Consider the following 26,385-nt stretch of genomic DNA (forward strand, 5'->3'; position numbering starts at 1 on the left):
GATCGATCAGCACCAGCGCTGCCATGTCGAGGCAGTCGTGCCAGGTGTCGAGGGCATCGAACAGCCCCTCTTTGTCTTCCTGCATGTCCTTGTTGTAGGCCAGCGGCAGCGCTTTGAGGCTCATCAACATGCCCATCTGGGCGCCGACCACCCGACCGGTCTTGCCACGAATAAGCTCCAGCGCATCCGGGTTCTTCTTCTGCGGCATCAGGGAGGAGCCGGAAGTGACCGCATCGGAGAGCTCGACAAAGCCCGCCTCGCCGGTGTTGTAGAAGATGAGATCTTCGGCAAAGCGCGACAGGTGTGCCATGGAGAGGGACGCTACGTGCATCAGCTCCACCACGTGATCCCGATCCGACACCGAATCGAGGCTGTTGCGGGTGGCGCCGCTAAAGCCCATGTCCAGCGCCAGCGCTTCGCGGTCGATGGCGTAGGCGGTGCCCGCCAATGCACCGCAGCCAAGCGGGCTGGTGTCGAGCCGCTTGAGGGCATCTTGCAGCCGAGAGTAGTCCCGCTCCAGCATCTCCACATAGGCCAGCGCCCAGTGGGCGTAGGTGACCGGTTGCGCCCGCTGCAGGTGGGTGTAACCGGGCAGCACCGCCGCCTGATTGGCGCGCGCCGAGGCGACCAGCCCCTGTTGCAGGGCGGTAATGGAGGCGGCCAGCAGTTCGCCCTGCGCCTTGCACCACAGTTTCAGGTCGGTAGCGACCTGATCGTTGCGCGAACGGCCGGTGTGCAGCTTCTTGCCAAGATCACCAACGGCGGCGATCAGTTGGGTCTCGACCCAAGAGTGAATATCTTCGGCGTCTGAGCTTAAGATCTGCTGCGGGTCTTGCTGTACTGAGGCGAGCAGGACCTCCATCGCCTGTTGCAGTTTGCCCTGTTCCGCGGCGGTCAATACCCCCACTTTCACCAGCGCCCGCGCCCATGCCATCGAGCCTTGAATATCCTGCTCTGCCAACCGGTAATCGAACCGCAGCGAATCGTTGAACTGTTTGAACCGGCTATCAGCGCCTTGGCTGAAGCGTCCACCCCAAAGTGCCATATTGCTCTCCTTGAATGGGTTGTCGGCGGCGCGTTGGCCGCCGAACTTAACATCATATCCGCTGCTGGCGCCCCCTTGATGCTCGTAGGCACAGGGGGCAGCCGATCAGCGGTTAATATCAGCGGTTAATAGATGAGGGGGCTATGCCCCCTCATCGGTATGGATCGGTGTGGTTGCCAGATCAGCCGTGGGTGTGGGCGCCGTCCACATCCAAGTCTTGATCTTTCATGGCGCGGATCCGGCTGGCCAAGGTGTACAGACGGATAAAGCCTTCAGCATGGCTCTGGTCATACACTTCATCGGCGCCGAAGGTAGCAAATCCCTCAGAGTAGAGGCTGTTCGGGGATTTCTTCTGTACCGCAGTGACTTGGCCCTTGTACATCTTGAGTACCACTTCACCGTCGAGGTCTTCGGCGATGGCGTTAGCAGAAGCGACGATCGCCTTGCACAGTGGGGTGAACCAACGGCCGTCATAAACCAGGTGAGAGAACTCTGCCCCCAGCTTCTCGCGCCAAGCGCGGGTTGGCCGATCCAAGACCAGCTCTTCGACGGCGCGCAGGGCGGCGATCATCACGGTACCGCCTGGGGTCTCGTAGCAGCCACGGGATTTCATGCCCACCATCCGGTTTTCGGTGATGTCTATGCGGCCTACGCCGTGCTTACCTGCCCGCTCGTTGAGGGCGATCAAGAGCTGATGCGGAGTCAAATATTGGTCATCAACGGCGACCACTTCGCCCTTGGCAACGGTCAACTTGACGTATTCTGGCTGGTCTGGCGCCTGTTCGGCAGAGACAGTCCACTGCCACACCGCTTCGGTTGGCTCGTTCCAGGTGCTCTCCAGCTCGCCACCTTCGGTAGAGATATGCCAAGCGTTGGCATCGCGGCTGTAGATCTTCTTGAGGGTGGCCTTGCAAGGGATGTTGCGGGCTTCCAAGTAGGCCAGCAGATCTTCCCGGGAGCGCATGTCCCACAACCGCCATGGGGCGATCACTTTCAGCTGGGGCGCCAGTGCTGCCACGGCACCTTCAAAGCGCACCTGATCGTTACCCTTACCAGTGCAACCATGAGAAATGGCATCAGCCCCTTCCGCCAGGGCCGCAGCAACCATGGCTTTGGCGATCACTGGACGAGCCATGGAGGTGCCCAGCAGATAGGTGCCTTCGTAGACGGCGCCTGTCTTCAGGGTTGGGTAGACATACTCTTTGACGAACTCGTCGCGCAAGTCCTTGACGATGCACTTGGTGGCACCGGAGGCGATAGCTTTTTGCTCGATCCCTTCAAGATCGTCGCGCTCCTGCCCGACATCGGCGACGAAGGCGATAATCTCAGCGTCATAGTGCTCTTTGAGCCAAGGAATGATGGCCGAGGTATCCAGTCCGCCCGAGTAAGCCAGTACGATCTTGTTGATTCCACTCATTTAACTTCTCTCCGTGATAATTCGATAATGGGTTGTGATTGAGCTTGAATGCCGAGTGACTGCTCACCCAGCCTATGACTTGTGGCCAAGCAGGGTCAGCAGCACTGCGTTCTGGATATGCATCCGGTTTTCAGCCTGATCCATGATGAGGGATGCAGGGCCATCCATGACTTGCGAGGTGATTTCCAACTCTCGGTGCGCGGGCTGGCAGTGCAGCACGTGGGCAATTCCGGTGCGATCGAGCAGGGCTTGGTTGACCTGATAAGGCATGAAGATACCTTTTACCTGTTCCAGCGGGGTGTTGTCACCCATGGAAACCCAAGTGTCGGTATAAACCACATCGAAACCTTCAATGTCAGCCAGGTCATCGCTGATATGGATGGTCGCACCAGAGTCCGCTGCCAGCGCCTGTGCTTGTAAGAAGATCTGGGTATCTGGGCCATGGCCTTTCGGGCAGATGAGCGTCACGTCGGTGCCGAGCGTAGCCCCCAGCAGCAGCAGAGAGTGGCTGACGTTATTGCCATCGCCGAGATAGGCCAGTTTAACCTTGGCCAGATCGTCGTAGTGCTCGCTGATGGTCATAAAGTCGGCCAGCCCCTGACAGGGGTGGTAGAGGTTACACAGGCTGTTTACCACCGGCACTGAGCCATGTTCGGCCAGCTCGGTCAGGGTTTGATGATCAAATACTCGGGCCACGATGGCATCACACCAACGCGACAAATTAGCGGCAAAATCCTTGACCGACTCCCGCGAGCCAAGAGCTCCGTTCTGTTGATCCAGATAGACGCTGTGACCACCCAGTTTAGCGATGCCGATATCGAAGGTAACCCGAGTGCGCAGGGAGGGTTTTTCAAACAGGGTGACCACACTCTTACCCGCCAAGGCTTGGCTGTACTTTTTCGGATGCCCCTTGACCGATCTGCCTAAGGCAAGCAGCGCCTCGATCTGGGCTTTGTTTAAGTCACTGTCTTTTAAAAGATGTTTCATTGCGATGTCCTTAGAAATAGCGGATCAGACGGTAGCGGTGGCCGTCACCAAGGTGCCGACCACGCCCCCTGCCAGTAGCGCGAGCAGTTGATCGGGATAACGCCAGCTGGCCACACAGACGGGTTTGCCGAGGGTCTGGGCGGCATGCAGCGCGGCTTGTACCTTGACGGCCATGCCATCTTTGATCACCCCTTTTTCCATCAGATCCAGCGCGGTCAGCTGGTCGAGCTGTGGCACCAGCTTGCCCTTGCCATCGAGAATGCCGCTGACATCAGACAGCATCACCAAGTCAGCGCCGAGGGCTTCGGCAATCGCGGTAGCGGCTTGATCCGCGTTGACGTTCATCAGCTGGCCGCCAGCGGTGATGCCGATGGAGCTGACCACGGGCAAGAAGCCCTGACTCAGGATGCCGTTCAGCAAGGCAGGATTACCCGGCTGGCAATCACCGACCGCCCCTAACTCGGGATCAAGCTGGGTCACCTGACACAGGCCACCATCAGCCAGACAGAGCCCAACCGACGCGATACCGGTGGCGATGGCTTTGGCCATCATCTGTTTGTTGGCGGTACCAGCCAACGCCCCCGCGATATAGGGAATTTGCTCGAACGGGGTCACCCGCAAGCCATTCTTCTTGCTGGAGGTGAGCCCCAGCCCCTTGAGCAGGTCATCCACCAGACAGCCACCGCCGTGCACTAACACCAGTGGCCGCGGCTGCTCGTCTAAAAAGGTCTTCAAGGTGGCGAACAGGGCGGTCAGTGCCTCGTCGTTCTCAATCAGGGCGCCACCTAATTTGATGACTAATGTCGGTTTGTCCATTTTTCCATCTTCCCTTACTACAGGCCTGTGGCCGGTTCGAAGCCAAATTTGATATTTATGCACTGCAACGCCTGTGAGGCTGCCCCTTTAAGCAGGTTGTCGATGGCCGAGACGACCACCAGCATGTTGCCCTGCTGCTGCCAAGCGATATCGCAATAAGGGGTGCCCGCCACGGCGCGAATCGACGGCATCTGGCCAGTCAGCCGTACCAGTGGCTTGCCTTCGTAAGCCTTATGGAAAGCCTGCTCCACCTGCGCGGGGGTCACGCCGTCCGCCAGCTGGACATAGATGGTAGCTAGAATGCCGCGCACATAGTTGCCAAGGTGAGGCTGGAACAGTACTTCTTGGCCCAGATGATGGCTGATCTCTGGCTGATGGCGGTGCTTGAAGGTGCCGTAAGGGCTGAGGCTCACCTCGCAAAAGCTGGAATTGAGGGCCGCTTTGCGCCCTGCGCCAGAGACCCCTGAGACCGCATTGATGATCGGCTGCCAGCCTTTGGCAATCAGACCATCCTGCTGCAGCGGCTTGAGGGCGCACAGTGAGGCGGTCGGGTAGCAGCCGGGCACCGCAATCAGCTGGGCCTGTTTAATGGCTTCGCTGTTCCACTCTGCCAAGCCATACACCGCCTGCTGTAACCACTGCTCGTTCTGGTGGGTAAAGCCGTAGAAAGAGGCATAAAACTGCTGATCGTTAACCCGAAATGCCCCAGAGAGGTCAAACACCGTCAGCCCCTTGGCTAAGGTATTGGCCAAAAAACGCGGGGCTAGCTCGGCGCTCACCTCATGAGCGGTGGCCAGCAGCACCACATCCGCCTCGGTCAGAATCCGATCCATACCCTCTTCATCCAGTGGCAGCAAGGGGTGATCCAGCTTGCCGTGCCACTGAGGATGGAGCGCCGAGAAGCGTTTGTGGGCATCTTGACTGCCTGCCGAGACATAGAGCCCCGCGAGGGTAAGGTGGGGATGATGGTGAACCAGGGCAGCCAATTCGGCTCCGGCGTAACCACTGGCACCGACGATAACGGTGTTAAGCATGATGAAGTATCCAAGTCAGAGTGCTACATGTGCAGCATGGAGCTGCAAAACGGACAAAAGGGGAACCTTACCCCTTTGGCAACTAATCAGTGCAACGGCACAACGTATGCGGCGGGTAATTCAGGCGGGTGTGGGTCGTCGGTGACAGATTAGGTGACAGAACATTCACTTTCCCTTACAACTAGAGGCCGTTGTTAGTGAGTGGCTTGCCTTGGCAAAAATAAAGCATATAAATTCACTCACATTGCATTTGTATTTTCTAACAGAAACGTTCTGGGGACGCAAGGAGCAGCTGATGGCTAATCTGGATTTTTTTTCACTTTATAAGAATATTATTGCGATTCCCTCTATCAGCAGCACAGATCCGCGCTGGGATCAGAGCAACGAGGCGGTGATCCGTCTGCTGGCTGACTGGTTCGGTCAGCTCGGGTTTCAGTGCGAGGTGACGGCACTGCCTGATCTGCCCGGCAAGTTCAATCTGGTGGCTACCATTGGCCAAGGAGAAGGGGGCTTGCTGTTGGCAGGCCATACCGACACGGTGCCGTTTGATGAAGGTGGCTGGCGCAAAGACCCATTCAAGGTGACCGAAGAGGGCAACCGCCTATACGGTCTGGGCACCATCGACATGAAGGGCTTTTTTGCTTTCATCGTTGAGGCGCTCAAGGATATTGATCTGACCAAACTCAGCAAGCCACTGCGCATTCTTGCCACCGCTGACGAAGAGACCACCATGGCAGGGGCCCGGGCCATTGCGGCCGCCGCTGAGCTGAAACCTGACTATGCGGTGATTGGTGAACCGACCGGGCTGGTGCCCGTCGTTGCCCATAAAGGCCACATGTCTGAGGCGATCCGGATCACCGGCAAGAGCGGGCACAGCTCAGACCCAGCTAATGGCGTTAACGCCATGGAGATCATGCACAAGGCGATGGGGCAGGTGTTGCGTTTACAGCAAGATTTGAAAGATCGGTACGCCGACCACCGTTTTGCGGTGCCGCAGCCGACCCTGAACCTTGGTTACATCCAAGGAGGGGATAGCCCGAACCGCATTTGTGGTTGCTGCGAACTGCACATCGACCTGCGCCCGACGCCACAAGTGGGGCCGGATGAGCTGATGGGGATGCTCAAAGAGGCGCTCTCCCCCATCGAGATCCACCAACCCGGTTGCCTGCATCTGCAGCATCTGCACGAGCCGATCCCTGCTTACGCCTGTAACGATGATTCCGAGTTGGTACGCGAAGCACAAAAAGCCAGCGGCCGCACGGCTGAGTCAGTCAACTACTGCACCGAGGCGCCGTTTATCCAGCAGCTGGGCTGTGAAACCATCGTCATGGGGCCGGGCCATATCGCCCAAGCACACCAGCCGGATGAATACCTCGACCTCTCGTTTGTGAAACCGACCACGGCGGTGCTCCAGCACCTGATCCGCCGTTTCTGCGGGGTGAACTAGGGCAGCGAGGTATGGGGGAGTTGTAAGTAAATTACACAACATCGTCCTTGGCGAGGTGCAAGGCAAATACATGTTCTGAATCGGCTTGTTATTTGACCTTACGCAGACAATCTGGCTAGATTGTCCCCCTAAGATAACGGAGTAAATGTTGTAATCGCACAACAATAAGTAAGGATGTCACTCACTCAGGATGAGTGTCAGACACCGATAAAATAAGGATGTGGAATGAACGAAAAGTACGCCGCACTACGCGCCAACGTAGGCATGTTGGGTCAGCTGCTGGGCAAATCCATCAAGGATCATCAAGGCCAGGCCTTCCTCGATAAGATCGAAACCATTCGCCAGTTGGCCAAATCTTCCCGCAAAGGCAATGAGGCAGACCGGGAACGTCTGCTCGATACCTTGCGCACCCTTTCCGATGATGAGCTGTTGCCGGTGGCCCGCGCCTTTAGCCAGTTTCTCAATTTGGCCAACGTGGCAGAGCAGTTCCACACCATCTCGCGGCGCTGTGAAGAGCAGGTCTGCACCCCAGATCCGCTGGAGCAGATGTTCGCCAAGCTCAAAGCCTCCAATTTGTCGCAAGAGGCCATTATTCAAGCGGTGCGTGAATTGGACATCGATCTGGTGCTGACCGCGCACCCGACCGAGGTGACCCGCCGCACCCTGATCCACAAGCATGTCCAGCTTAATGACTGCCTTGAAGCGCTGGAACTATCCGATCTGCTGCCCCGCGAGCGGGACAAAATCCTCAACCGCATCGAGCAGCTGATCAATCAGGCGTGGCACACCAACGAGATCCGTGAACAGCGGCCCACCCCAGTCGATGAGGCCAAATGGGGCTTTGCGGTGGTGGAAAACAGCCTGTGGCCTGCCATGCCTGAATTTATGCGCCACTTGGATGAGCGGTTGCAGCACCATTTGGGAGTGCGACTGCCGCTGGATGCGGCACCCGTTAAGTTCACCTCTTGGATGGGGGGAGACCGCGACGGCAACCCCTTCGTCACCGCTAAGGTGACTGCCGAAGTGCTGGAGCTGGGTCGCTGGATGGCGGTCAGCCTGTTCTACAAAGACATCAAAGAGCTCACCTCTGAGCTCTCGATGGCGGATTGTACCGCTGAAGTGCGGGCGCGCGTCGGCGATCAACCTGAGCCTTATCGCGCCGTGGTGCGTGAGCTGCGCGAGGCGCTGCGCGAAACCCAAGAATACCTCACCGCCAAGGTGCAGGGGCAAACCAGCGAGAGCCGCGATCTGGTCACCACCACTGCGCAGTTGCGTGAGCCGCTGGAGCTCTGTTACCACTCCCTGCACGCTTGCGGCATGGGCAACATCGCCGATGGCATGTTGCTGGACGTGCTGCGTAAAGTCGCCTGTTTCGGTATTCATCTGGTGAAGCTGGATATCCGCCAAGATGGCGAACGCCATGGCTTGGTTTTCTCCGAGCTGACCCGTTACCTCGGCATGGGTGATTACGCCGAGTGGAGCGAGGATGACAAACAAGCGTTTCTGCTCAGTGAACTGAGCTCTCGTCGCCCGCTGATCCCCAGTGACTGGCAACCGAGCGCAGAGACCCGCGAAACCCTCGATACCTGCAAAGTCATCGCGGGTCACGATCCTGATGCGTTTGGCATCTACATCATCTCCATGGCTGGCGCGCCCTCTGATGTATTGGCGGTGCAGTTGCTGTTAAAAGAGGCAGGGTGCAAGTTCCGGATGCCGGTGGCCCCGCTGTTTGAAACCCAAGAAGACTTGATGGCAGGCACTGCGGTGATGGAACGCCTGCTCTCGGTCGATTGGTATCGGGGTTATATCCAAGGGCGCCAATACGTGATGATTGGCTATTCGGATTCGGCCAAAGATGCCGGCATGATGGCCGCAGGTTGGGCTCAGTATGCAGCGATGGAATCCTTGGTGGCGCTGGCGGATGCCAACAAAGTGCGCTTGACGCTGTTCCATGGTCGCGGTGGCACAGTGGGCCGTGGCGGTGCACCGGCACAGCAGGCGATCCTGTCACAACCGCCGGGATCCCTGCGCGGTGGCCTGCGGGTGACCGAGCAAGGGGAGATGATCCGCTTTAAGTTTGGGCTGCCCAAAGTCGCGATCCAAAGCCTCAACCTTTACACCAGCGCGGTGCTGGAAGGTAACTTGCTACCACCGCCCAAGCCCAAAGCGAGCTGGCGCGAGGTGATGGAGCAACTCGCGACCGTCTCTTGCGATCACTATCGCAGCATCGTGCGGGGTCACCCCGATTTCGTCCCTTACTTCCGCGCGGCCACCCCAGAAATGGAGCTGGGCAAGTTGCCGCTTGGCTCACGTCCGGCCAAGCGCAAGCCTAACGGTGGGGTAGAAAGCCTGCGCGCTATCCCTTGGATTTTCGCGTGGACCCAAAACCGCCTGATGCTGCCGGCGTGGCTCGGGGCGCACAAAGGGCTAGAGCAGGCTATTGCGGATGGCAAACTGGACGTCCTCGATGAGATGAGCCGCCAGTGGCCGTTCTTTCGTACCCGCCTTGAAATGCTCGAGATGGTGTTCCTCAAGGCCGATGTCTGGCTCGCTGAGTACTACGACACCCGCTTGGTGCCAGATAGCTTGTGGGCACTCGGCAAACAGCTGCGTCAAGAGCTCGCCGACTCGATAGAGGTGGTGCTAAAACTACGCCCGCAAGGGGATTTGCTCGACGATCAACCTTGGATCAAAGAGTCCATTAAGCTGCGTAACCCCTACACCGATCCACTCAACGTACTGCAAGTGGAGCTGCTCAACCGCTCTCGCCGCAGCCCAGAGTCGGTGCATCAAGAGATCGATCAAGCCTTGATGGTCACCATCGCTGGTATCGCCGCAGGCATGCGTAACACCGGTTAATCGTTAGGGCCAGCTCCAACCGTACCAAGGGCGCCGCAGGGCGCCCTTGGTCGTTGATATTCCTACCACCTCTGACCGATCGTCGCGTTCTTGCATGGTGCTGATGCCGTGATGAAAACGCCCAGTCAGATCGCTCTGCTGGGCGTTGGCTAGGTTGACGACCCTTATCATCTGACGGGGTAAAGCCTTGGGTTCGTCAGCTCATGAGGATCAGCGGTAGCTAGGTCGCCGGTCAGTATCCTGGCCGAGCCAGTGATAAGGCGTGGCGATAATATTCGTTCGCTTTATTGGTCAACCGACGTTTATCCATGACTTGGCCAAGGGCATGATAAGCCGCAGCAGTGGGCGCCTGCGCAATTTCTTGCTCGAGCAACGCTTGGGCATCATCAAGCTGACCGGCCAGCAGATAGAGTTGTGCTAAGGCACTGTCAACCGCAGGTTGGCCGCGTTGCTTCTGGAGCAGGGTGATGAGCGGTTGGTAGTTATCAAGCTTGAGCGTGGGTAAACGCACCAGTAATTGCGGCGCAGGTTGCTTGCGCAGCACCTCTTGCCACAGGGTTGCCGCCTCTTGGTCTGCCCCCAACTGGCACAGTAAATCGCCGTAGCACGCCAGCATCGCCGGCTCTTGGCGCAACTTGCGCGGTAGCTCTTGCCAGAGAGCCTGTAGCGACGCTTGCGTGGTTGCTGCTTGGGTGAGGCGCCCAGACCATGCCTGTTGCTGGAGCTCCTCTTCTTGTTTAGGCGTCAATTTACCGGCCTTATGCAAGGTGGGGATGAGGTTGCACAACGCAACCCACTCCTGCCGAGCAAGGTAGACCTGACGCAATTGATCCAGCAGCAGCGGGTGGCGAGGATGGAGGGCAACAAGCTGCTCCAAGGTGGCCAGTGCCGCATCATATTGACCCTGTTCAATCTGTAACTGGGTTTGGGTCAGAGCCAGCGCTAACTCCGCTTTGGGGTGCTCTTCTTGGGCCTTTTGCAGATAGTGGTCGCGCCGAGCATCATCGCCACGAGCCTGTGCCGCTTTAGCCGCGCTCAGGTAATTGAGCAGTGGCATGTCACTGTTACTGGCCCCTTTGATCATCAGCTTCTCGGCTTGGCTGTAGTGACCTTCAGCCATGGCGAGTGTCGCTGCGACCGTTTGCTGATTGGCTTTACGGCGACGACGGGAGCCATACCAACCCGCTGTTTTGCGGCGTAGCCCAAATAGTCGCCCCAGCAGCCACTCGGTGATCAGTAAGGCGCCGTAAAACAGGGCGGCCAAGATCACCGCACTGGTCACCGATGACTCAAGGGTGTAATCACCCAACACAACCAAGACATAACCCTTGTTACCCGCAGCATGAGGGCCAAAAATCAGCCCCGCCACCATAACGACAACCAAAATGATAATGCGGATCATGGTGCCCCCTTAGTTGCCAGTCAAAATGCGTTGTAGGCGTTCGCTGACCACCTGTTCGAGCATGGCTTGGGTTTTGAATTGATCGGGGTAGTCAAACTGGATCTGCTCGCCCTTGAGCTTGTCGAGCTCACCTTGCATGTAGTGGGTGGCACTGTTATCGACCACAAAATATTGATTCAACCAACGCTGCGCCTTGGCGATGCTGTCTTCATACAATCCCTGCTGCTCGCGATAGATGGCAACTTGGGCTTGCAGTAACTTGGTTTTGAGGTTCTCTCGCAGGAAAATTTCTTGCTGAGGGGATAGCAGCGCTTCCACTGCGCTATCACGGCGGCGAATGGTGATGAAGTTCTCGGTAAACTTAACCCAGTTTGTCTTCAGATTGGTCTGCCAGTCGGTTGGATCGCTGCTCACTGTTTGCTCGGGTGCGATCTTGGCATCAGGCATGTTCACGGCTGAAAGGGGTAGCTGGTCTATCTGATCTTCCAGCGCGGCTAACTTGAGTGTCAACCCCTCGCGGTCGACTCGCGGTAGACCCTTAAGCTGAGTGATATCCTCAGCCAGCGCTTGGCGGATCGGCATCAAACTTGGGTCATTCAGGGTCTTGATCCGTTCGTCAGCATTACCCAGCAGGGTGATAGCGGAGAGTAAATCATGCTCTAGCCACAACTTACGGCCCGCCATCCGGACCAAATACTCAGACTCTGCCAACATCCAGTCATTGGGGCGCTTGTGATTGAGATCCAACACTTGGCTTTGTAGCTCTTGCATCTCTCCGTTTAGGCGCTGCTGGGTATCAGTCAGGGTGGTCAGCTGGTTGCTGTTACGGCTCTCCTTTTGCTCAACCTGCGTCATGATGCTGTTGAGTTGTAACTTGAGCTGAGCAAGCTCAGCTTGCTGGGTCACCGCATTCTTGTGGCCATGTAGATAGAGGCCACCGGTCAAGCCGAGCGCAAGTAAAATAGCGACGGCACCAAGTACCGCGCCACTGCGATGTGGACGACTACCGCTGGTGGTGGCCGTTGGCGTGGGGGTCACCACGGTTTCTGGTTGTTCTGTCATTCCATTGTCCTCTGTGTCAGAGCGGCCGTCAGGGCCTGGTTGGATGCACCTTGCGCAATCGTAATTTGAGTAAATCCGGCAGTTTGAGCTTGCGCTGCCACCCGAGGGCTGGGGACCACCAATAGGCGCTCACACAACCAATCTCGCTGGTCAAGGGGGGTCAGCGCTAGCAGCCGTTGTAACAATTCACCACTGGTAATCAATAAACTATCTAGCCCAGCCGCTTGCCAGTGACGTACTAATGCTGCGCCATCAAATGGGGGGTAGCTGCGCTCATAGGCCGCGCAATAGTGCACCTGTGCCCCGCGTGCGGTGAGCGTGCTCGCCATGAGATCTCGCCCACCATTGCCGCGTAAGATGACGATATGCTTGCCGTCTACCTGCTGCAGGTTAGGCAGGGCCAGTACGCCTTCACTGCGAGGGTCATCTGGGCAAATTGCGTCAATGCCCACCTCGGTAAAGGCGGCGCGGGTTGCTTCACCGACTGCGAGATAGTCAATCTGGGGCCATTCCCACCCTTGCTGGCGCAAAAAATGGTGAGTGAAATGAACGGCATGGATGCTAACGGCGATCACGATATCGGCGTTGGCCAGCAAGGAGGGTAAGTGGGCTAGCTCGGTTCCTGCCGCAATCTCTAGCAATGGGCAGCAAAGTGGTGAGTGCCCCTGTTCACGCAGTAGCGTGGTTAACAAGGTGGCCTGAGCCGTGGGGCGCACCACGAGTGGGGTCATGACCGGTAAACCTCAGCCAATATGACATCGGCCCCTGCCGCCAGTAGGCGCTGGGCTAGCTGCTCGCCGAGCGCCTCGCCTTGGGTCACGGGACCGCGGATGTCATCGTGGATGATATGAGTGCCATCTGGGCTACCGACCAATCCTCGGAGCCAAATCTGGTCATCGCTCACAACAGCATAGGCACCGATAGGAACCTGACATCCCCCTTGCAGGGCTCGATTCATGGCGCGTTCGGTCAGTACCCGAGCGCGGGTTTCGGCGTGTTCTAGCGGAGCAAGCAGCGCATGTAGTTCATGATCGTCGAGGCGACACTCAATGCCGACCGCCCCCTGGCCATTGGCGGGCAGGCTCTGCTCTGGCTCGATGAGGGCAGTAATCCGGTGAGCCATGGCCAACCGCTTTAGGCCTGCGGCGGCCAGAATGATGGCGTCATAGTCACCTGCATCGAGTTTGGCGAGGCGCGTATTCACGTTACCGCGCAGGTCACGAATCACTAAATCTGGGCGAGCTGCGCGCAATTGACATTGGCGCCGTAGGCTAGATGTCCCCACCACGGCCCCTTGGGGGAGCTCGCTGAGGGTTTGAAAACGGTTAGACACAAAGGCATCGCGGGGGTCTTCTCGCTCACAGATGGTGTGCAGACCTAGCCCTTGCGGAAATTCTACTGGGACATCCTTCATCGAGTGGACTGCGATATCGGCACGCCCTTCTAGCATGGCAGTCTCTAACTCTTTGACGAAAAGCCCTTTTCCCCCCACTTTTGCCAGTGGTGTATCAAGGATCTTGTCACCTTGAGTGCTCATCGGTAGTAACTCAACCTGTAGCTCGGGATAGAGGGCTTCCAACCGGTCTTTGACAAAGTTGGCCTGCCACAGAGCTAACGGGCTCTTGCGTGTCGCAATTCTCAGGGTTCTGACTGCCATATTGATAAATTGTTTTAATGTTTGTAACGAAGCTGAATCTTATCACTCTTCAAGGGCACTTTCATGGCATAGCAGGCAAAAGCGAGGGATAAGCTTACAGATAGAAATTTCACCCTTTTTAGTCTGTCATAATCATCATTAATTAATTGAAAATATTAAATTTAATTTTCTTTCTCATGATACATTGTAAGGTCTTTTTATAAATAATCGGATGATTCACCGCCCCTGTGTTTACCACCGCTAGCAGCATTGTTAACATGATCACACTTTTGTGGCGTTGTTGCCTATTTTGGGACGTCATTTTACCTTTTCGATAGGCAAAGCATTGCAGGAACTACTCGATACACTGGTTGCGCGCTACGACGAAATCACCCGTCTTAAACAGCAACGGGCGTTAGGTATTATGAGTCGTTATGGCCAGCAGGTATTCCAACTGCTGCCTGTGATGCTGCATTTTAACCATCCTCTATTACCCGGCTATGTCTGCGGTGATACACCGCACGGTATTTGGAGCTTCACCGCAAGCCCGGTACAGCAAGCATTCATCGATGATCTTTGCCTTAATGCCAATTGCCAAGGCGGCTTGCTCACTTCTGACAAGGCGGTACAAGGGCTTTACGCCATGGGGAGTACCTCCTCCATCGGGCAGTGCTGTCACTCAGATCTCGATATGTGGGTTTGTCATGTGGCGGGTTTGTCGGCCGAGCGGCTTCATCTATTAGAGCTCAAGTGCCAGCAACTGTCGAAATGGGCTGAGCAACGGGGAGTGGATCTCAATTTTTTCCTCATCTCCGAAGACAAATTTAGGCAGCATAACAATGCGTTAATGCAGGGTGAGAGTTGTGGAAGTGCCCAACATTTACTGCTGCTAGATGAGTTTTATCGTAGTGCCGTGCACATCGCCGGCAAGCGGCTGATCTGGTATTTAGTCCCACAAGAGGTGGACGACAACTACGATGCCTATGTCGCTAGTTTGTTTAACGACGGCAAGCTGAACCAAGATGATTGGCTCGATTTGGGGGGGTTTAATAGAATCCCTGCGGAAGAGTATTTTGGTTCTGCACTGTGGCAGCTCTATAAGGGGATCGATTCACCTTACAAGGCGGTCCTGAAATTGCTGTTGATGGAGGCTTATTCCCACGAATACCCCAACACCAAGTTGCTGTCGGTTATCAGCCGTGCTTGGTTTCAACACAATGAGGGGATGCACTATCGCCTAGATAACTACAGCCTGATGCTAGATAAGGTCACCAACTACCTGAAGTCTATTGGTGATATGGCGCGGCTTGATCTGGTGCGGCGCTGTTTCTATCTCAAAGTGTGTGACGGTCTGAGTCACCCCAAAGAAGAGGAGTCACCAGCATGGCGCCGTGAGCAAATGGACCAGCTGGTGGCTTACTGGGGATGGAGCCAAGACCGCCTGCATCAGTTGGATCATCGTCATGAGTGGAAAGTCGAGCAGGTAAAAATAGCTCACGCCGAGCTCTTAGAAGCGTTGATGCAGAGCTATCGCAATCTGATCCAGTTTGCCCGACGCAACAACATCAGTGAGTCGATCAACCCAGAAGATATTGGCATTTTGTCACGTAAACTGTATGCCGCATTTGAAAGTTTGCCGGGTAAAGTGCAGCGGATTAACCTCAAAATCGCTCCCGACCTGAGCGAGCCAGAGCTCAGCTTGGTGCAGGTCCCCCAAGGGCGCCTCAATCGAGCGGGTTGGTATCTTTATAAGTATTCACTTGAGCCAATCGACATCATTGGTAGGGCGCCGCTTGAATTTAATGGCTATATCAGCAAATTAGTGGCGTGGGCCTATTTTAATGATCTCCTCACCCCGCAATCACGGGTGCAGTTGTTCAACCAAGGCTCAGATCTGCACATCGACAATCTGCACCAATTTTGCCGTGATTTGCCCAGTTGCTTCCCAGAAAAATATCCACTTGCAACCAATTTGGCGCTTAGTCGGCCATGTGAAATTAGGCAGCTCGCTATTTTCTTGAATCTGGAGCAAGACCCGACCAGCCATTGGACGGACCAGGTCATCGAGTTCGATGCCAATACCGTTGATGTGTTTTCCTTTGGTCGTCATCAAGAGTGTTTAGTGGGCTCGGTGGACTTGGTGTATCGCAACTCTTGGAGTGAAATTAGAACCTTGCACTTCAAAGGAGATGAGGCGGTGGTCGATGCCCTCACCACCATTCTCGGCAAGATGCATCAAGACTCTGCGGCTCCCGACATGACGACCGTGTTTTGTTATAGCCAACATTTTCGCTCCCTAGTGCGGACACGCTTTCATCATTTGCTGGCTGAGTGCATTGAACTACGCCTTGCTCGGGATAAGCAGCAGTTGGTTAAGACTCTGGCGCTGGGTAAAGAGAAATATGGGATCTTTTTTGAACGACGTGGGGTGTCGGTTAAGAAGCTAGAGAATGCGATCGACTTTTATCGTCATATCTCCCACAACAAGTTGGATCATCTGCCATTACGGCTTGATAAAACACATAGCCAGCACTTACCGAGCATTGTTGATACTTATGCCAGCGAAGGCTTGGTTCAGTTTTTCTTTGATACACGGGATGCCGGCACCAATATTTATATCCTTGACGAGGCGAATCGGGCCGAAATCTATCAACACTTTGCCGGTAACAAAGATGAATTAGTGGCCGGAGTTAATCGTTTCTACACCTCGAACTACGAGGGGTTTAGTAATGATAATCCGCCAGTTAATTTCAATCTGCCCCAGTATTACGAAATAGTACAAGACGAGGGGGGGCTCGCTGTCATCCCTTATCGTAGCCAAGGTGTACCCCGCGAGCTTTCTGATACCGAGCAATAATGTGATTTCTTTCAGTCAGATAACGACTGGTCTATGCAGGATAACAATCGGTGGGTCAACCACATTTTATGGCAATTAAGGTCGGTATTATGGGATGCCTAGTGCGCGCTACTGCGCTGATATTAACTTTGTTCGGTCTATGTGGATTACCAACCGTCAATGCGGCCCCCAGTAACCAACTAGCGCTGCGCTCCAGCAGCGCGTTGGTCGTTGACCTTGCGACCGGCAAGACGCTTTATCAGAAAAGTGCCAGCACCACTCGCCCCATTGCTTCCCTGACCAAATTGATGACAGCGCTCGTGGTATTAGATGCTAAACAGAGCCTTAATCAGATGTTGACCATCGATGAACATGACAGAGACGCCGTCAAATATACCCATTCACGTATACGGATTGGCACCCAAGTGACGCGCAGAGATGCGCTGCATTTAGCGCTTATGTCATCTGAGAATCGGATGGCGTCAGCATTAGCACGGCACTATCCAGGGGGGCGCACAGCCTTCGTTAAAGCGATGAATCGTAAAGCCCAGCAGCTTGGGATGCGACATACCCGTTTTTATGATTCCACTGGCCTCTCGGCCCAGAATGTCTCTACCGCTCGCGATCTCGCCAAGTTACTCGCGGTGGCCTATCGTCAGCCGCTGATTCGTCAATTCACGCAAGATTCAGATCAGCCAGTAACCTTCCAAACACCAAGCTACAGCTTGATGTTTAACAATACTAACCCGCTGGTCAAAAATCCTGATTGGGGGGTTGGTCTTTCCAAGACAGGTTTTACCGATGAGGCGGGCCGCTGTTTGATAATGAGAGCTAAGCCTGATAATCGAGAGTTGGCGATTATACTGCTCAATTCGGTAGGAAAGCGCACCCCTATCGGAGACGCTAATCGTATTCGGAAGTGGTTAAAGGCTGGCTAGCAACCCTGCTGCATAGAGCAACGAAAGTACGTTTAGCGCCATCTAGCTAGCCATAAAAAAAGCAGCGTAGACATATGTCTACGCTGCTTATATGGTGCGCCCGAGAGGATTCGAACCTCTGACCACCTGGTTCGTAGCCAGGTACTCTATCCAGCTGAGCTACGGGCGCTCGTAAACTTTTGTACTTGAAATAATGGTGCGCCCGAGAGGATTCGAACCTCTGACCACCTGGTTCGTAGCCAGGTACTCTATCCAGCTGAGCTACGGGCGCTCTTTTTTGACGATAAAAAAGCTTACCTATATGTAAGCCTCTTTAAGAACAGATTTATTAAATCTGATTACCTCTTGCGAGGTTAATATGGTGCGCCCGAGAGGATTCGAACCTCTGACCACCTGGTTCGTAGCCAGGTACTCTATCCAGCTGAGCTACGGGCGCTAATGGCGGAGAAGGGGGGATTCGAACCCCCGATGCGGGTATAAGCCGCATACTCCCTTAGCAGGGGAGCGCCTTCAGCCTCTCGGCCACCTCTCCGTTTGCGGGGCAGATAATACTTCACCGGCATTTTTAGTCAAACATTTTTTTGGGATAAAAGCGGGTTAGTACTTTATTTAGCCAAAGCGAGGAATATTCAGGCAATATCAGCACTTACCTATCGATTTCTCGTATTTACAATACAGATCAGCACCGTTGCCATGCCCCCTGAAATAGCCGAGTTAGCTGATCGTGTTTTCAGTTACCTCGTTGTCAATTTGCGCTCAAATAGGTCTTCTTAACCTAGGGCTGTCACCACAGATTATGGGTTAGCAGGTAGAGCAGATTGGTACTTACAGGTAACGGCATGGGACATGAGCGGTATAAAAAATGAGGCGGCACATTCGGTGTCGCCTTGAGCCAGAGCTTATCCAGTTTAGAAATTAGAGGGATTAGGTGCTTTCTCTGCTTGGATACGCTGATAGATCTCTTCACGGTGTACAGAGACCTCTTTCGGTGCATTTACCCCGATCCGGACCTGATTACCCTTCACACCCAATACGGTGACAGTGACTTCATCACCAATCATCAAGGTTTCCCCTACTCGACGAGTCAAGATAAGCATGTGTTTACTCCTGTATCCTGTGTTGTGTCCATATCGATATAAGACATTATCTTACAAAGATAGTGAGATGGTAAATGGCTGAAATTAAATCAATTGGGCGTTATTCGCCTAGCGTTTCTTCTTCCGGGCTCTGATCTAACCCAAACGCGGTATGTAACGATCGCACGGCGAGTTCCAGATACTTCTCATCTATAACGACCGATATCTTGATTTCCGAAGTCGAAATGAGCTGCATATTAATCCCTTCCTCGCCCAGCACTTTAAACATGGTACGGGCAACGCCGGGGTGATTCCACATGCCAACTCCGACAATCGATACTTTGGCAATTTCACTATTACCCTGAACACAGGCGGCGCCCAGTGCTGAGGCGGTGGCTTCCAAAAGGGTGCGCGCCTGCCGATAGTCATCTCTGTTTACGGTGAACGTGAAGTCGGCAGTGCCATCACCGAGGGTGTTTTGCACAATCATGTCGACATCAATGTTGGCATCGCTGATTGAGTTAAGGATCTGTGCGGCGACAGTTGGCCGATCCGGCACACCCAAAATGGTTAGGCTGGCTTCGTTTCGATTAAAGGCGATCCCTGATACCAAGGGTGCTTCCATCCTGTCACCTCCATATGTGATTAAGGTTCCCTCGCCATCGACAAAGCTCGACAAGACCCGCAGCGGAACGCGGTATTTACCAGCGAACTCCACTGAGCGGATTTGCAGCACCTTGGCGCCTAAACTGGCCATCTCCAACATCTCTTCGAAGGTGATGGTGGCAAGGCGGCGAGCCTTGGGTTCGATACGCGGATCTGTGGTGTATACCCCATCCACATCGGTAAAAATCTGGCATTCATCGGCCTTGATGGCAGCGGCAACGGCAACCGCAGTCGTGTCTGAGCCACCGCGCCCCAAGGTGGTGATGGCATTGTGCTGGTCACGGCCCTGAAAACCGGCAATGACCACTACCTTACCCGCGCTAAGTTCAGTCTGAACCCGTTCGGTGTCGATGTGGGTGATCCGTGCCTTACCATACGCAGAATCGGTATGGATCCGCACCTGATCCCCTGTCATTGATACCGCTGCACAACCCCGTTTATTCAGTGCGATTGCCAACAAGGCGATAGTGACCTGTTCGCCAGTGGAGATCAGCGCGTCCATCTCACGCCGATTGGCATCGGGATCAAGTTGCTGAGCCATGCTCAGCAACCGATTTGTTTCACCCGACATGGCGGAAACGACCACCACCACATCATGTCCTTGGGCTCGGGTTTGTTGAACCCGCTCAGCAACAGCCTCGATCCGCTCTAATGTGCCGACCGAGGTGCCGCCGTACTTCTGTACGTAAAGTGCCACAGATCACCTCGTCGTTTGTTTACAAGCGTTCTTCCAGCCAACGGTGAACAGAGAGCAGCGCCGCAGGCACCGCTTCCGGCTGGGTACCGCCCGCCTGAGCCATGTCTGGACGACCGCCGCCCTTGCCGCCAACCTGCTGAGCAACCAGATTGACCAACTCACCGGCCTTGACCTTACCGGTCAAATCGCTGGTGACACCGGCGATTAGGTTGACCTTGTCATCGGCACAGGTTGCCAGCAGTACTACGCCTGATTTCATTTGGTTCTTTAACTCATCGAGCATACCGCGCAGCGACTTGGGGTCTGCACCATCTAGCGCAGCGACCAGTACTTTCTGGCCATTGATCTCGATCACTTGGCTCAGCAGGTCATTACCGGCCTGAGCGGCCAGCTTGGCCTTGAGCTGCTCCAGCTCGCGCTCCATCATCTTGGACTTGTCTAGGATCTGGCGCACTTTGCTGCCGATGGAGAACTGATCGCCTTTCACCAGCGCAGCAGCCTCTTCAAACTGTTCGGCCAGCTGGTGCATGAAGTCGATGGCGCCCTTGCCGGTCACCGCTTCGATACGACGCACACCGGCGGCGATACCGCTCTCGGCAATGATCTTGAAGAAGCCGATGTCACCGGTGCGCTTGGCGTGAGTACCGCCGCACAGCTCGGTGGAGTAGTCGCCCATGCGCACTACGCGCACGTCGTCTTCATATTTTTCACCAAACAGCGCCATGGCACCGGCAGCCTTGGCGGCTTCCAGATCCATCACCTGGGTCGCGATGTCGTGGTTGGCACGGATCTGGGCGTTGACCAGCTCTTCGATGCGGCGAATGGTCGCCATGGTCAACCCTTCGAAGTGGGAGAAGTCGAAACGCATGCGCTCGGCCCCCACCAGAGAACCTTTCTGGGTCACGTGATCACCCAGCGCTTGGCGCAGGGCGGCATGCAGCAGGTGAGTCACCGAGTGGTTCAGGGCAACGGCCTGACGACGATCGCCATCGACTACCGCTTCCACTTCGGCGCCCTTCTCCAGAGTCCCCAGCTCCATGTAACCTTTATGAATGATCGCTTTGCCCGCTTTCTGGGTGTCGGTCACGGCAAAGATGCCGTCGTCCACTTTCAGGGTACCGCTATCGCCAACCTGACCACCGGACTCGGCATAGAAGGGGGTCTGCTCCAGCACGATGACCGCTTCGTCACCGGCGATCAGGCCACTCACCTCTTCGGTGCCCTTGTAGATGCCGAGTACACGGGTGCGCTCACTCAGGTTCTTGTAACCGGTGAACGGGGTTTCGAAGTCGAGCTTGAGCATCTCGTTGTAGTTGACGCCGAAGCTGGAGGCCTCTTTGGCGCGAGCACGCTGCTTCTGCATCTCAACGGTGAAGCCCTCTTCATCGATGCTGATGTCGCGCTCGCGCACCACGTCAGCAGTCAGATCGGCCGGGAAGCCGTAAGTGTCATACAGCTTGAACACCACCTCGCCCGGCACGACGTTGGCGTCGCCTAGGTTGGCCAACACATCTTCCAGCAGCAGCAGACCGCGATCCAGGGTGCGGACAAACTGCTCTTCCTCGATGCGCAGCACTCGCTCGACCAGCGGCAGCTGGGCGATCAACTCGGCACCCACATCCTTCATCTGCACCGCCAGTTCGGCAGCCAGTTTGTAGAAGAACACCTCGGTGGCACCCAGCTTGCGACCGTGACGCACGGCGCGACGGATGATGCGACGCAGCACATAGCCGCGACCTTCGTTGGACGGCATCACGCCATCTGCCACTAAGAAGGCGCAGGAGCGGATGTGGTCAGCGATGACACGCAGGGACTGGTTGCCAAGATCAGTGGTGCCGACGATCTCGGCCGCTTTCTTGATCAGCGCCTGGAAGATGTCGATTTCGTAGTTGGAATGCACGCCCTGCATGATGGCGGAGATGCGCTCCAGACCCATGCCGGTATCCACGGACGGGCGTGGCAGCGGCGCCATGGTGCCGTCGGCCTGACGGTTGAACTGCATGAACACCACGTTCCAGATCTCGATGAAACGGTCGCCATCCTCTTCTGGGGAACCGGGAGGGCCGCCCCAGATGTGATCGCCGTGGTCATAGAAGATCTCGGTACAGGGGCCGCACGGGCCGGTATCGCCCATCGCCCAAAAGTTATCAGAGGCGTACGGTGCTCCCTTGTTGTCACCGATCCGGACGATGCGATCGGCTGGCACCCCGATCTCTTTTTCCCAGATAGCAAACGCCTCGTCATCAGTCGCGTAGACGGTCACTAACAGGCGCTCTTTGGGCAACTTCAGGGTTCCCGTCAGAAACTCCCAAGCGAAGCGGATGGCATCCTGCTTGAAGTAATCGCCGAAGCTGAAATTGCCCAGCATTTCGAAGAAGGTGTGGTGACGGGCGGTATAGCCGACGTTTTCCAGGTCATTGTGTTTACCACCGGCACGGACACAACGCTGGGACGTGGTGGCGCGGTTGTAGGTACGCTTCTCGGCGCCGAGGAACACATCCTTAAACTGGTTCATGCCCGCATTGGTAAACAACAGGGTCGGATCATTGTGCGGAACCAGCGAACTGGAGGAAATAACTTGGTGCTCTTGGGAGCGAAAATACTCGAGAAACGCCGCGCGTATCTCTGACGTAGACATATACATGGAAAATCCTGCTTGATTCGAATACGGACTTTTGACCGCATTAATGTAAGTTTTCTGCTTGGTAAAGTAAAACGACCCGACGGGTTGTAGGCACAAAAACGCCCATAAAAGCGGCAGTGGCGGACATGACGAGTGATGTGTGGATGGCCGCCGACATGAATGTCACTTGGCCCAAAGGCTGGTAGCTGTGATAGCACTATGTAGCAGTAAGGGAATGGAGGCGCATCCCTAGGCATTGTTTGCCGAGGATCAGGTTGGCCTTACGGAAACGGTGTGCCGAGAGGTATCAGCGAGTCGATACAAAACAGGACCTTGAAAGCATGTTAAATGACGTATTTTCTACAGGTCCTGTACATGGGTAACAACGTGACTATTTTTTACTTTTTAAAAGGATGTGTTTTTATCCAATGATTCGCAATGTCGATACGTTTGGCTACCCACACTCGCTCATGACTTTGGATGTAATCTAAAAATTTCTGTAGACCCTTAAAGCGTGATGGTCGACCTAATAAGCGGCAATGCATCCCGATAGAGAGCATTTTGGGGCATTCATCACCTTCTTCATACAGCACATCAAACGCATCTTTTAGAAAGGTAAAGAAGTGATCCCCGGTATTAAACCCTTGTGGGGTCGCAAAGCGCATATCATTGGTGTCTAACGTGTAAGGCACCATTAATTGTGGTTTTACTGAGCCATCACTTAATTCAACCTCGGTCCAAAAAGGTAAATCATCTCCGTAATAATCCGAATCGTAGGTAAAACAACCTTTTTCGGCGACCAGTTGCAGGGTATTTGGGCTATCTCTGCCGGTATACCATCCCTCTGGGGCCTTGCCGGTCATTTTGGTAATAATGTCAATACAACGCTCCATGTGTTCGCGTTCTATTTCAAGGGGCGTATTTTGATAATGAATCCAACGATAGCCATGGCAGGCAATTTCATGGCCTAACTCGACAAACGCTCGGGTTAATTCGGGATGTCTTTCCAGGGCCATGCCAACACCAAAAATAGTGAGTGGCAATTGGCGTTTTTCAAACTCTCGCAATATACGCCAAACACCCGCGCGTGAGCCGTATTCGTAAATCGATTCCATCGAAAGATGCCGTGACTCAAACGCGCTCGCGCCAACAATTTCAGACAAAAATTGTTCAGAGGAAGAGTCGCCGTGCAAAACACAATTCTCGCCACCTTCTTCATAATTTAGGACAAATTGCACAGCAATTTTTGCGCGATTGGGCCAGTTCGCGTGTGGGGGCTTTTTTCCGTAACCGATTAAATCTCTTGGATAGCAGTGGCCTGAAGATGGTTGATCGACATTCATATAGAGCTCCTTCAATAGATATATAAAATGCTGAACATACTAATTAAGTTGATAACCAGAACCATACTACTAACCATGACATTAAAGAGGATGTATGTTGGTGTCCTCTTGCTATTCACGATTGACTGCTTGGCCATGGTCAAGGAAAACAGGGGCTCACATGTTTGATGACAGCATCATGTGGGCAAACCTTGGCATGAATGGCGGTAATAGCACCGTGATGGCGGTGTTGGATATTATTCGCTTATACAGCACCTCCGATAATTAAATAAAAAGGCCTCTTGATACAAGAGGCCTTGGCAATTGACAAACTTAGCAAGCAGGCTTGCCAGTTTTAAAGTTTACCGCACCATTTTTGATTAGGATGTCAGCAACTTGTTGGTGACCACGAGAGCATGCATAGGTCAGCGCATTTTGCTGCAACTTTTCGCTGACGATATCTATTTTCGCACCAATCGAGAGCAGATAATTCACCATGTCCACGCGATTATTACTGGCGGCAATCATCAGCAAGCTTTCGCCATCAGAATCAAAGGTGTTGTAGTTAACATCCACTTTGCCGTCTTGTTTTTCTTTGAGTGCAGCGTATATGACTTTCGCGGTCGCTGCACTGTTACCTAATGCGGCTGATTTCAGCGCATTTTTAACATCGGCATCATCGGTGGCATAAAGGTCAGCACCTTTATCAATCAGGTATTTGACAATATCTTCGTAGCCAATAAAGGCAGCCCAACCGAGAGCTGTTTGGCCGCGGCCGCTCTTGGTGTCTTTCACTTCTAGCGATTGGCCAGCTTCGACCATTGCTTTGACTTTATCCAAATTACCTTTCTTAACCGCATCAAACCACTCAGCATTTTCACCAACAGAAGGGTAGTAAAAAATACGATGGGGCAGAACATGGCTATTTGCGATAGAGAACATCTCATCATAAGAAAGACGGTAATCTGCCAATGCGTCCGGTTTGATAGGTTCAAAGCCGGTATTGTCTGCTGCATTAGTCATGAAAGGCATAGCGAATAACCCTGCTACGACAGCCCATTTCATTTTGTGCAATTTCATTATTAATTTCCTCTGTAGGTTGAATACCCGTACTGGGTCAGTGTAATCGGCACATGGTAGTGAGTGTTATCAGAGATGGAAAACTCGACAGAAACGTTAGGATAAAAAGTTTCTTTCTTCTGTGCCTGATAATATGCGCCTGTGGCAAAGGTCAGCTTATATTTGCCGAGCTTGTCAGCGGCATTCCCTTTCTCTCTTGGCAGGAACGTCTTAATGCGACCATTGCTGTCAGTTTTTTGTGTATCGACGAGAGTCCAGGTTTCCGACTTGTCATCAGCGGCTTTGAATAGCTTAACTTCTACAGAGGATGCTCCCTTACCCATGGAGGTATCCAGCACATGGGAGCTAAGTTGATAAGGGTCGGTCGCGAGCAGAGAGGCATCAGTCTTGTCTGCAGCATTGGCAACACCCGCTGCTAATAACAAGGTGGCAGTGGTGAGAACGGTCATTTTTTTCATATATTCGTTCCTATTTTGTCTGTCAGTGCGTGTGAAAAATAAAACAGGTATACAGATATCGAATAAATCCAAAAGCTGTATACCTGCGCTTTATTATTAGAATACGTAAGTCAGCCCGAAATACACTTCTTGCTCGGTCAGGTCAGCCTTCATTTGCTCATCTCTTTGGCCACGACGGTTGGCGAAATCATTAAAGCCGCTTTCAACCTTGCCCAAGCCAGTGTAGCGATAGCCGATATCGGCAAATAGAGCGGTGGTAATATCGGCTCTTGCCCCAGCCCCTAAGGAATAGGCAAGATTAGTCTGCGAGTTAGAGTCATAGCGTCTAGTCTCGTTACCTTGCCATCCGCCCACATCAACTTTGGCAAGACCTAAACCAGCCTGACCATATACGGAGAATACGCTGTATACCGGAATAGCACGGTAAGCATTCACCATTACTCTTTCAGAGGTAATTTGATAATTATTGCTAGAGCCGTTAAATTGCCCACCTGCAACACTGGTAACAAAGTCTGTATCAACTTTAGTATTATATTCCACCTCAACTTGCCACAGGTTATCAAACTTATAACCGACAGCAAATGCACCACGATTGGTGCCATCTTTACTATCTACTTCAACATATCTTGCTTCACTTGGATTAATACCGATGCGAAGGCTGGTATCCATGCTACTAGCATATTGATTACCAGTCGCAAATTTACCAGAAACATAATAACCTTCGGCATTGGCGGTTTGGTTGAATGCGGCAGCTAATACAACCAGTGATAATAATTTAATCTTCATAAGAAACCCTCTGTATATTTTCTTTATCTAGGAAGATACAATACACTGTATCCTCATTTTTTTTCATTCAATATAAATGAAAAAGTCATTCAGTTTTACTAGGGAATAATAAACTACATTATCGATATGAATTAAAGATGAACGATAGCACAGCTAGTGAGTGAGGTTATTCCCACATTAAAAACAATATTGTTTTTA

The 26,385-nt window shown here is 53.8% G+C and carries 21 protein-coding genes and 4 tRNA genes; 4 read left to right on the forward strand and 21 right to left on the reverse strand.

All coding sequences use genetic code 11. From position 1 onward, the window contains the following. The 5 genes from argH to argC form a co-directional block, all read right to left on the reverse strand. Window positions 1-1,045, reverse strand: a 1,045-nt coding sequence (gene argH / locus CUC53_RS11550) for an argininosuccinate lyase (RefSeq protein ID WP_100294304.1), incomplete at its 3' end; no start/stop codon positions are given. A gap of 181 nt (window positions 1,046-1,226) precedes the next feature. Beyond that, a complete protein-coding gene (locus CUC53_RS11555; RefSeq protein ID WP_100294305.1) occupies window positions 1,227-2,462 on the reverse strand; it encodes an argininosuccinate synthase in 1,236 nt (411 codons plus the stop codon). Window positions 2,463-2,534: 72 nt separating this feature from the next. Next, window positions 2,535-3,449: an ornithine carbamoyltransferase gene (locus CUC53_RS11560; protein WP_100294306.1), complete on the reverse strand. Its 915-nt coding sequence runs from the start codon at window positions 3,447-3,449 to the stop codon at window positions 2,535-2,537. Window positions 3,450-3,473: 24 nt separating this feature from the next. Then, the gene (gene argB, locus CUC53_RS11565; RefSeq protein ID WP_100294307.1) at window positions 3,474-4,265 is read right to left on the reverse strand and encodes an acetylglutamate kinase; all 792 of its coding nucleotides are present in this window, start codon (window positions 4,263-4,265) and stop codon (window positions 3,474-3,476) included. A gap of 17 nt (window positions 4,266-4,282) precedes the next feature. Continuing rightward, on the reverse strand, window positions 4,283-5,299 hold the full coding sequence (gene argC, locus CUC53_RS11570; protein WP_100294308.1) for an N-acetyl-gamma-glutamyl-phosphate reductase: 1,017 nt from the start codon (window positions 5,297-5,299) through the stop codon (window positions 4,283-4,285). A gap of 295 nt (window positions 5,300-5,594) precedes the next feature. On the opposite strand from argC, the gene argE reads away from it, so the two are divergent. Further along, window positions 5,595-6,746: an acetylornithine deacetylase gene (argE, locus tag CUC53_RS11575; protein WP_100294309.1), complete on the forward strand. Its 1,152-nt coding sequence runs from the start codon at window positions 5,595-5,597 to the stop codon at window positions 6,744-6,746. A gap of 225 nt (window positions 6,747-6,971) precedes the next feature. Next, window positions 6,972-9,605 carry a phosphoenolpyruvate carboxylase gene (gene ppc, locus CUC53_RS11580; RefSeq protein ID WP_100294310.1) on the forward strand — a complete coding sequence of 878 codons (2,634 nt, stop codon included), beginning with the start codon at window positions 6,972-6,974 and terminating at the stop codon, window positions 9,603-9,605. Window positions 9,606-9,608: 3 nt separating this feature from the next. On the opposite strand, the gene CUC53_RS18885 is transcribed toward ppc, so the two are convergent. The 5 genes from CUC53_RS18885 to hemC form a co-directional block, all read right to left on the reverse strand. After that, the gene (locus CUC53_RS18885; RefSeq protein ID WP_157798260.1) at window positions 9,609-9,776 is read right to left on the reverse strand and encodes a hypothetical protein; all 168 of its coding nucleotides are present in this window, start codon (window positions 9,774-9,776) and stop codon (window positions 9,609-9,611) included. A gap of 61 nt (window positions 9,777-9,837) precedes the next feature. Further along, window positions 9,838-11,007, reverse strand: coding sequence for a heme biosynthesis HemY N-terminal domain-containing protein (locus CUC53_RS11585; protein ID WP_100294311.1), 1,170 nt, complete (start codon window positions 11,005-11,007; stop codon window positions 9,838-9,840). Window positions 11,008-11,016: 9 nt separating this feature from the next. Next, on the reverse strand, window positions 11,017-12,069 hold the full coding sequence (locus tag CUC53_RS11590; protein WP_100294312.1) for a uroporphyrinogen-III C-methyltransferase: 1,053 nt from the start codon (window positions 12,067-12,069) through the stop codon (window positions 11,017-11,019). Beyond that, entirely contained in the window at window positions 12,066-12,800 is a 735-nt protein-coding gene (locus CUC53_RS11595; RefSeq protein ID WP_100294313.1) for a uroporphyrinogen-III synthase, read from the reverse strand. Before CUC53_RS11595 ends, CUC53_RS11590 begins: the two co-directional genes overlap by 4 nt. Further along, window positions 12,797-13,726, reverse strand: a complete 930-nt coding sequence (gene hemC / locus CUC53_RS11600; RefSeq protein ID WP_100294314.1) for a hydroxymethylbilane synthase — start codon at window positions 13,724-13,726, stop codon at window positions 12,797-12,799. The genes CUC53_RS11595 and hemC overlap by 4 nt, the downstream gene beginning before the upstream one ends. 325 nt (window positions 13,727-14,051) lie before the next feature. Here hemC and CUC53_RS11605 point away from each other — a divergent pair, with 325 nt between their 5' ends. Together CUC53_RS11605 and pbpG are read left to right on the forward strand one after the other, a co-directional pair. Continuing rightward, window positions 14,052-16,562, forward strand: coding sequence for a class I adenylate cyclase (locus CUC53_RS11605; RefSeq protein ID WP_100294321.1), 2,511 nt, complete (start codon window positions 14,052-14,054; stop codon window positions 16,560-16,562). A gap of 89 nt (window positions 16,563-16,651) precedes the next feature. Then, a complete protein-coding gene (gene pbpG / locus CUC53_RS11610) occupies window positions 16,652-17,479 on the forward strand; it encodes a D-alanyl-D-alanine endopeptidase (protein WP_100294322.1) in 828 nt (275 codons plus the stop codon). 92 nt (window positions 17,480-17,571) lie between these two features. Here pbpG and CUC53_RS11615 read toward each other — a convergent pair. The 11 genes from CUC53_RS11615 to CUC53_RS11665 form a co-directional block, all read right to left on the reverse strand. Further along, window positions 17,572-17,648, reverse strand: a tRNA-Arg gene (locus CUC53_RS11615). 25 nt (window positions 17,649-17,673) lie between these two features. After that, window positions 17,674-17,750 (reverse strand) — tRNA-Arg (locus CUC53_RS11620). A gap of 88 nt (window positions 17,751-17,838) precedes the next feature. Beyond that, a tRNA-Arg gene (locus CUC53_RS11625) sits at window positions 17,839-17,915 on the reverse strand. Window positions 17,916-17,918: 3 nt separating this feature from the next. Beyond that, a tRNA-Ser gene (locus tag CUC53_RS11630) sits at window positions 17,919-18,011 on the reverse strand. 376 nt (window positions 18,012-18,387) lie between these two features. Further along, window positions 18,388-18,576, reverse strand: coding sequence for a carbon storage regulator CsrA (gene csrA / locus CUC53_RS11635; protein WP_100294315.1), 189 nt, complete (start codon window positions 18,574-18,576; stop codon window positions 18,388-18,390). Between the two features lie 100 nt (window positions 18,577-18,676). After that, window positions 18,677-19,918: an aspartate kinase gene (locus CUC53_RS11640; protein ID WP_100294316.1), complete on the reverse strand. Its 1,242-nt coding sequence runs from the start codon at window positions 19,916-19,918 to the stop codon at window positions 18,677-18,679. 19 nt (window positions 19,919-19,937) lie between these two features. Next, entirely contained in the window at window positions 19,938-22,562 is a 2,625-nt protein-coding gene (gene alaS, locus CUC53_RS11645; RefSeq protein ID WP_100294317.1) for an alanine--tRNA ligase, read from the reverse strand. A 377-nt stretch (window positions 22,563-22,939) separates the two neighbouring features. Continuing rightward, window positions 22,940-23,884: an allantoinase PuuE gene (gene puuE / locus CUC53_RS11650; protein ID WP_100294318.1), complete on the reverse strand. Its 945-nt coding sequence runs from the start codon at window positions 23,882-23,884 to the stop codon at window positions 22,940-22,942. 312 nt (window positions 23,885-24,196) lie between these two features. After that, window positions 24,197-24,943 (reverse strand): ankyrin repeat domain-containing protein, encoded by a 747-nt coding sequence (locus tag CUC53_RS11655; protein ID WP_100294319.1) that lies wholly within the window; start codon window positions 24,941-24,943, stop codon window positions 24,197-24,199. 2 nt (window positions 24,944-24,945) lie between these two features. Further along, window positions 24,946-25,401 carry a hydroxyisourate hydrolase gene (gene uraH / locus CUC53_RS11660; protein ID WP_201796757.1) on the reverse strand — a complete coding sequence of 152 codons (456 nt, stop codon included), beginning with the start codon at window positions 25,399-25,401 and terminating at the stop codon, window positions 24,946-24,948. 96 nt (window positions 25,402-25,497) lie between these two features. Next, on the reverse strand, window positions 25,498-26,187 hold the full coding sequence (locus CUC53_RS11665; protein WP_100294320.1) for an outer membrane protein: 690 nt from the start codon (window positions 26,185-26,187) through the stop codon (window positions 25,498-25,500). Window positions 26,188-26,385 lie beyond the last annotated feature (198 nt).

It is taken from the genome of Aeromonas cavernicola (genome assembly GCF_002795305.1).
Classification (GTDB): Bacteria; Pseudomonadota; Gammaproteobacteria; order Enterobacterales; family Aeromonadaceae; genus Aeromonas; species Aeromonas cavernicola.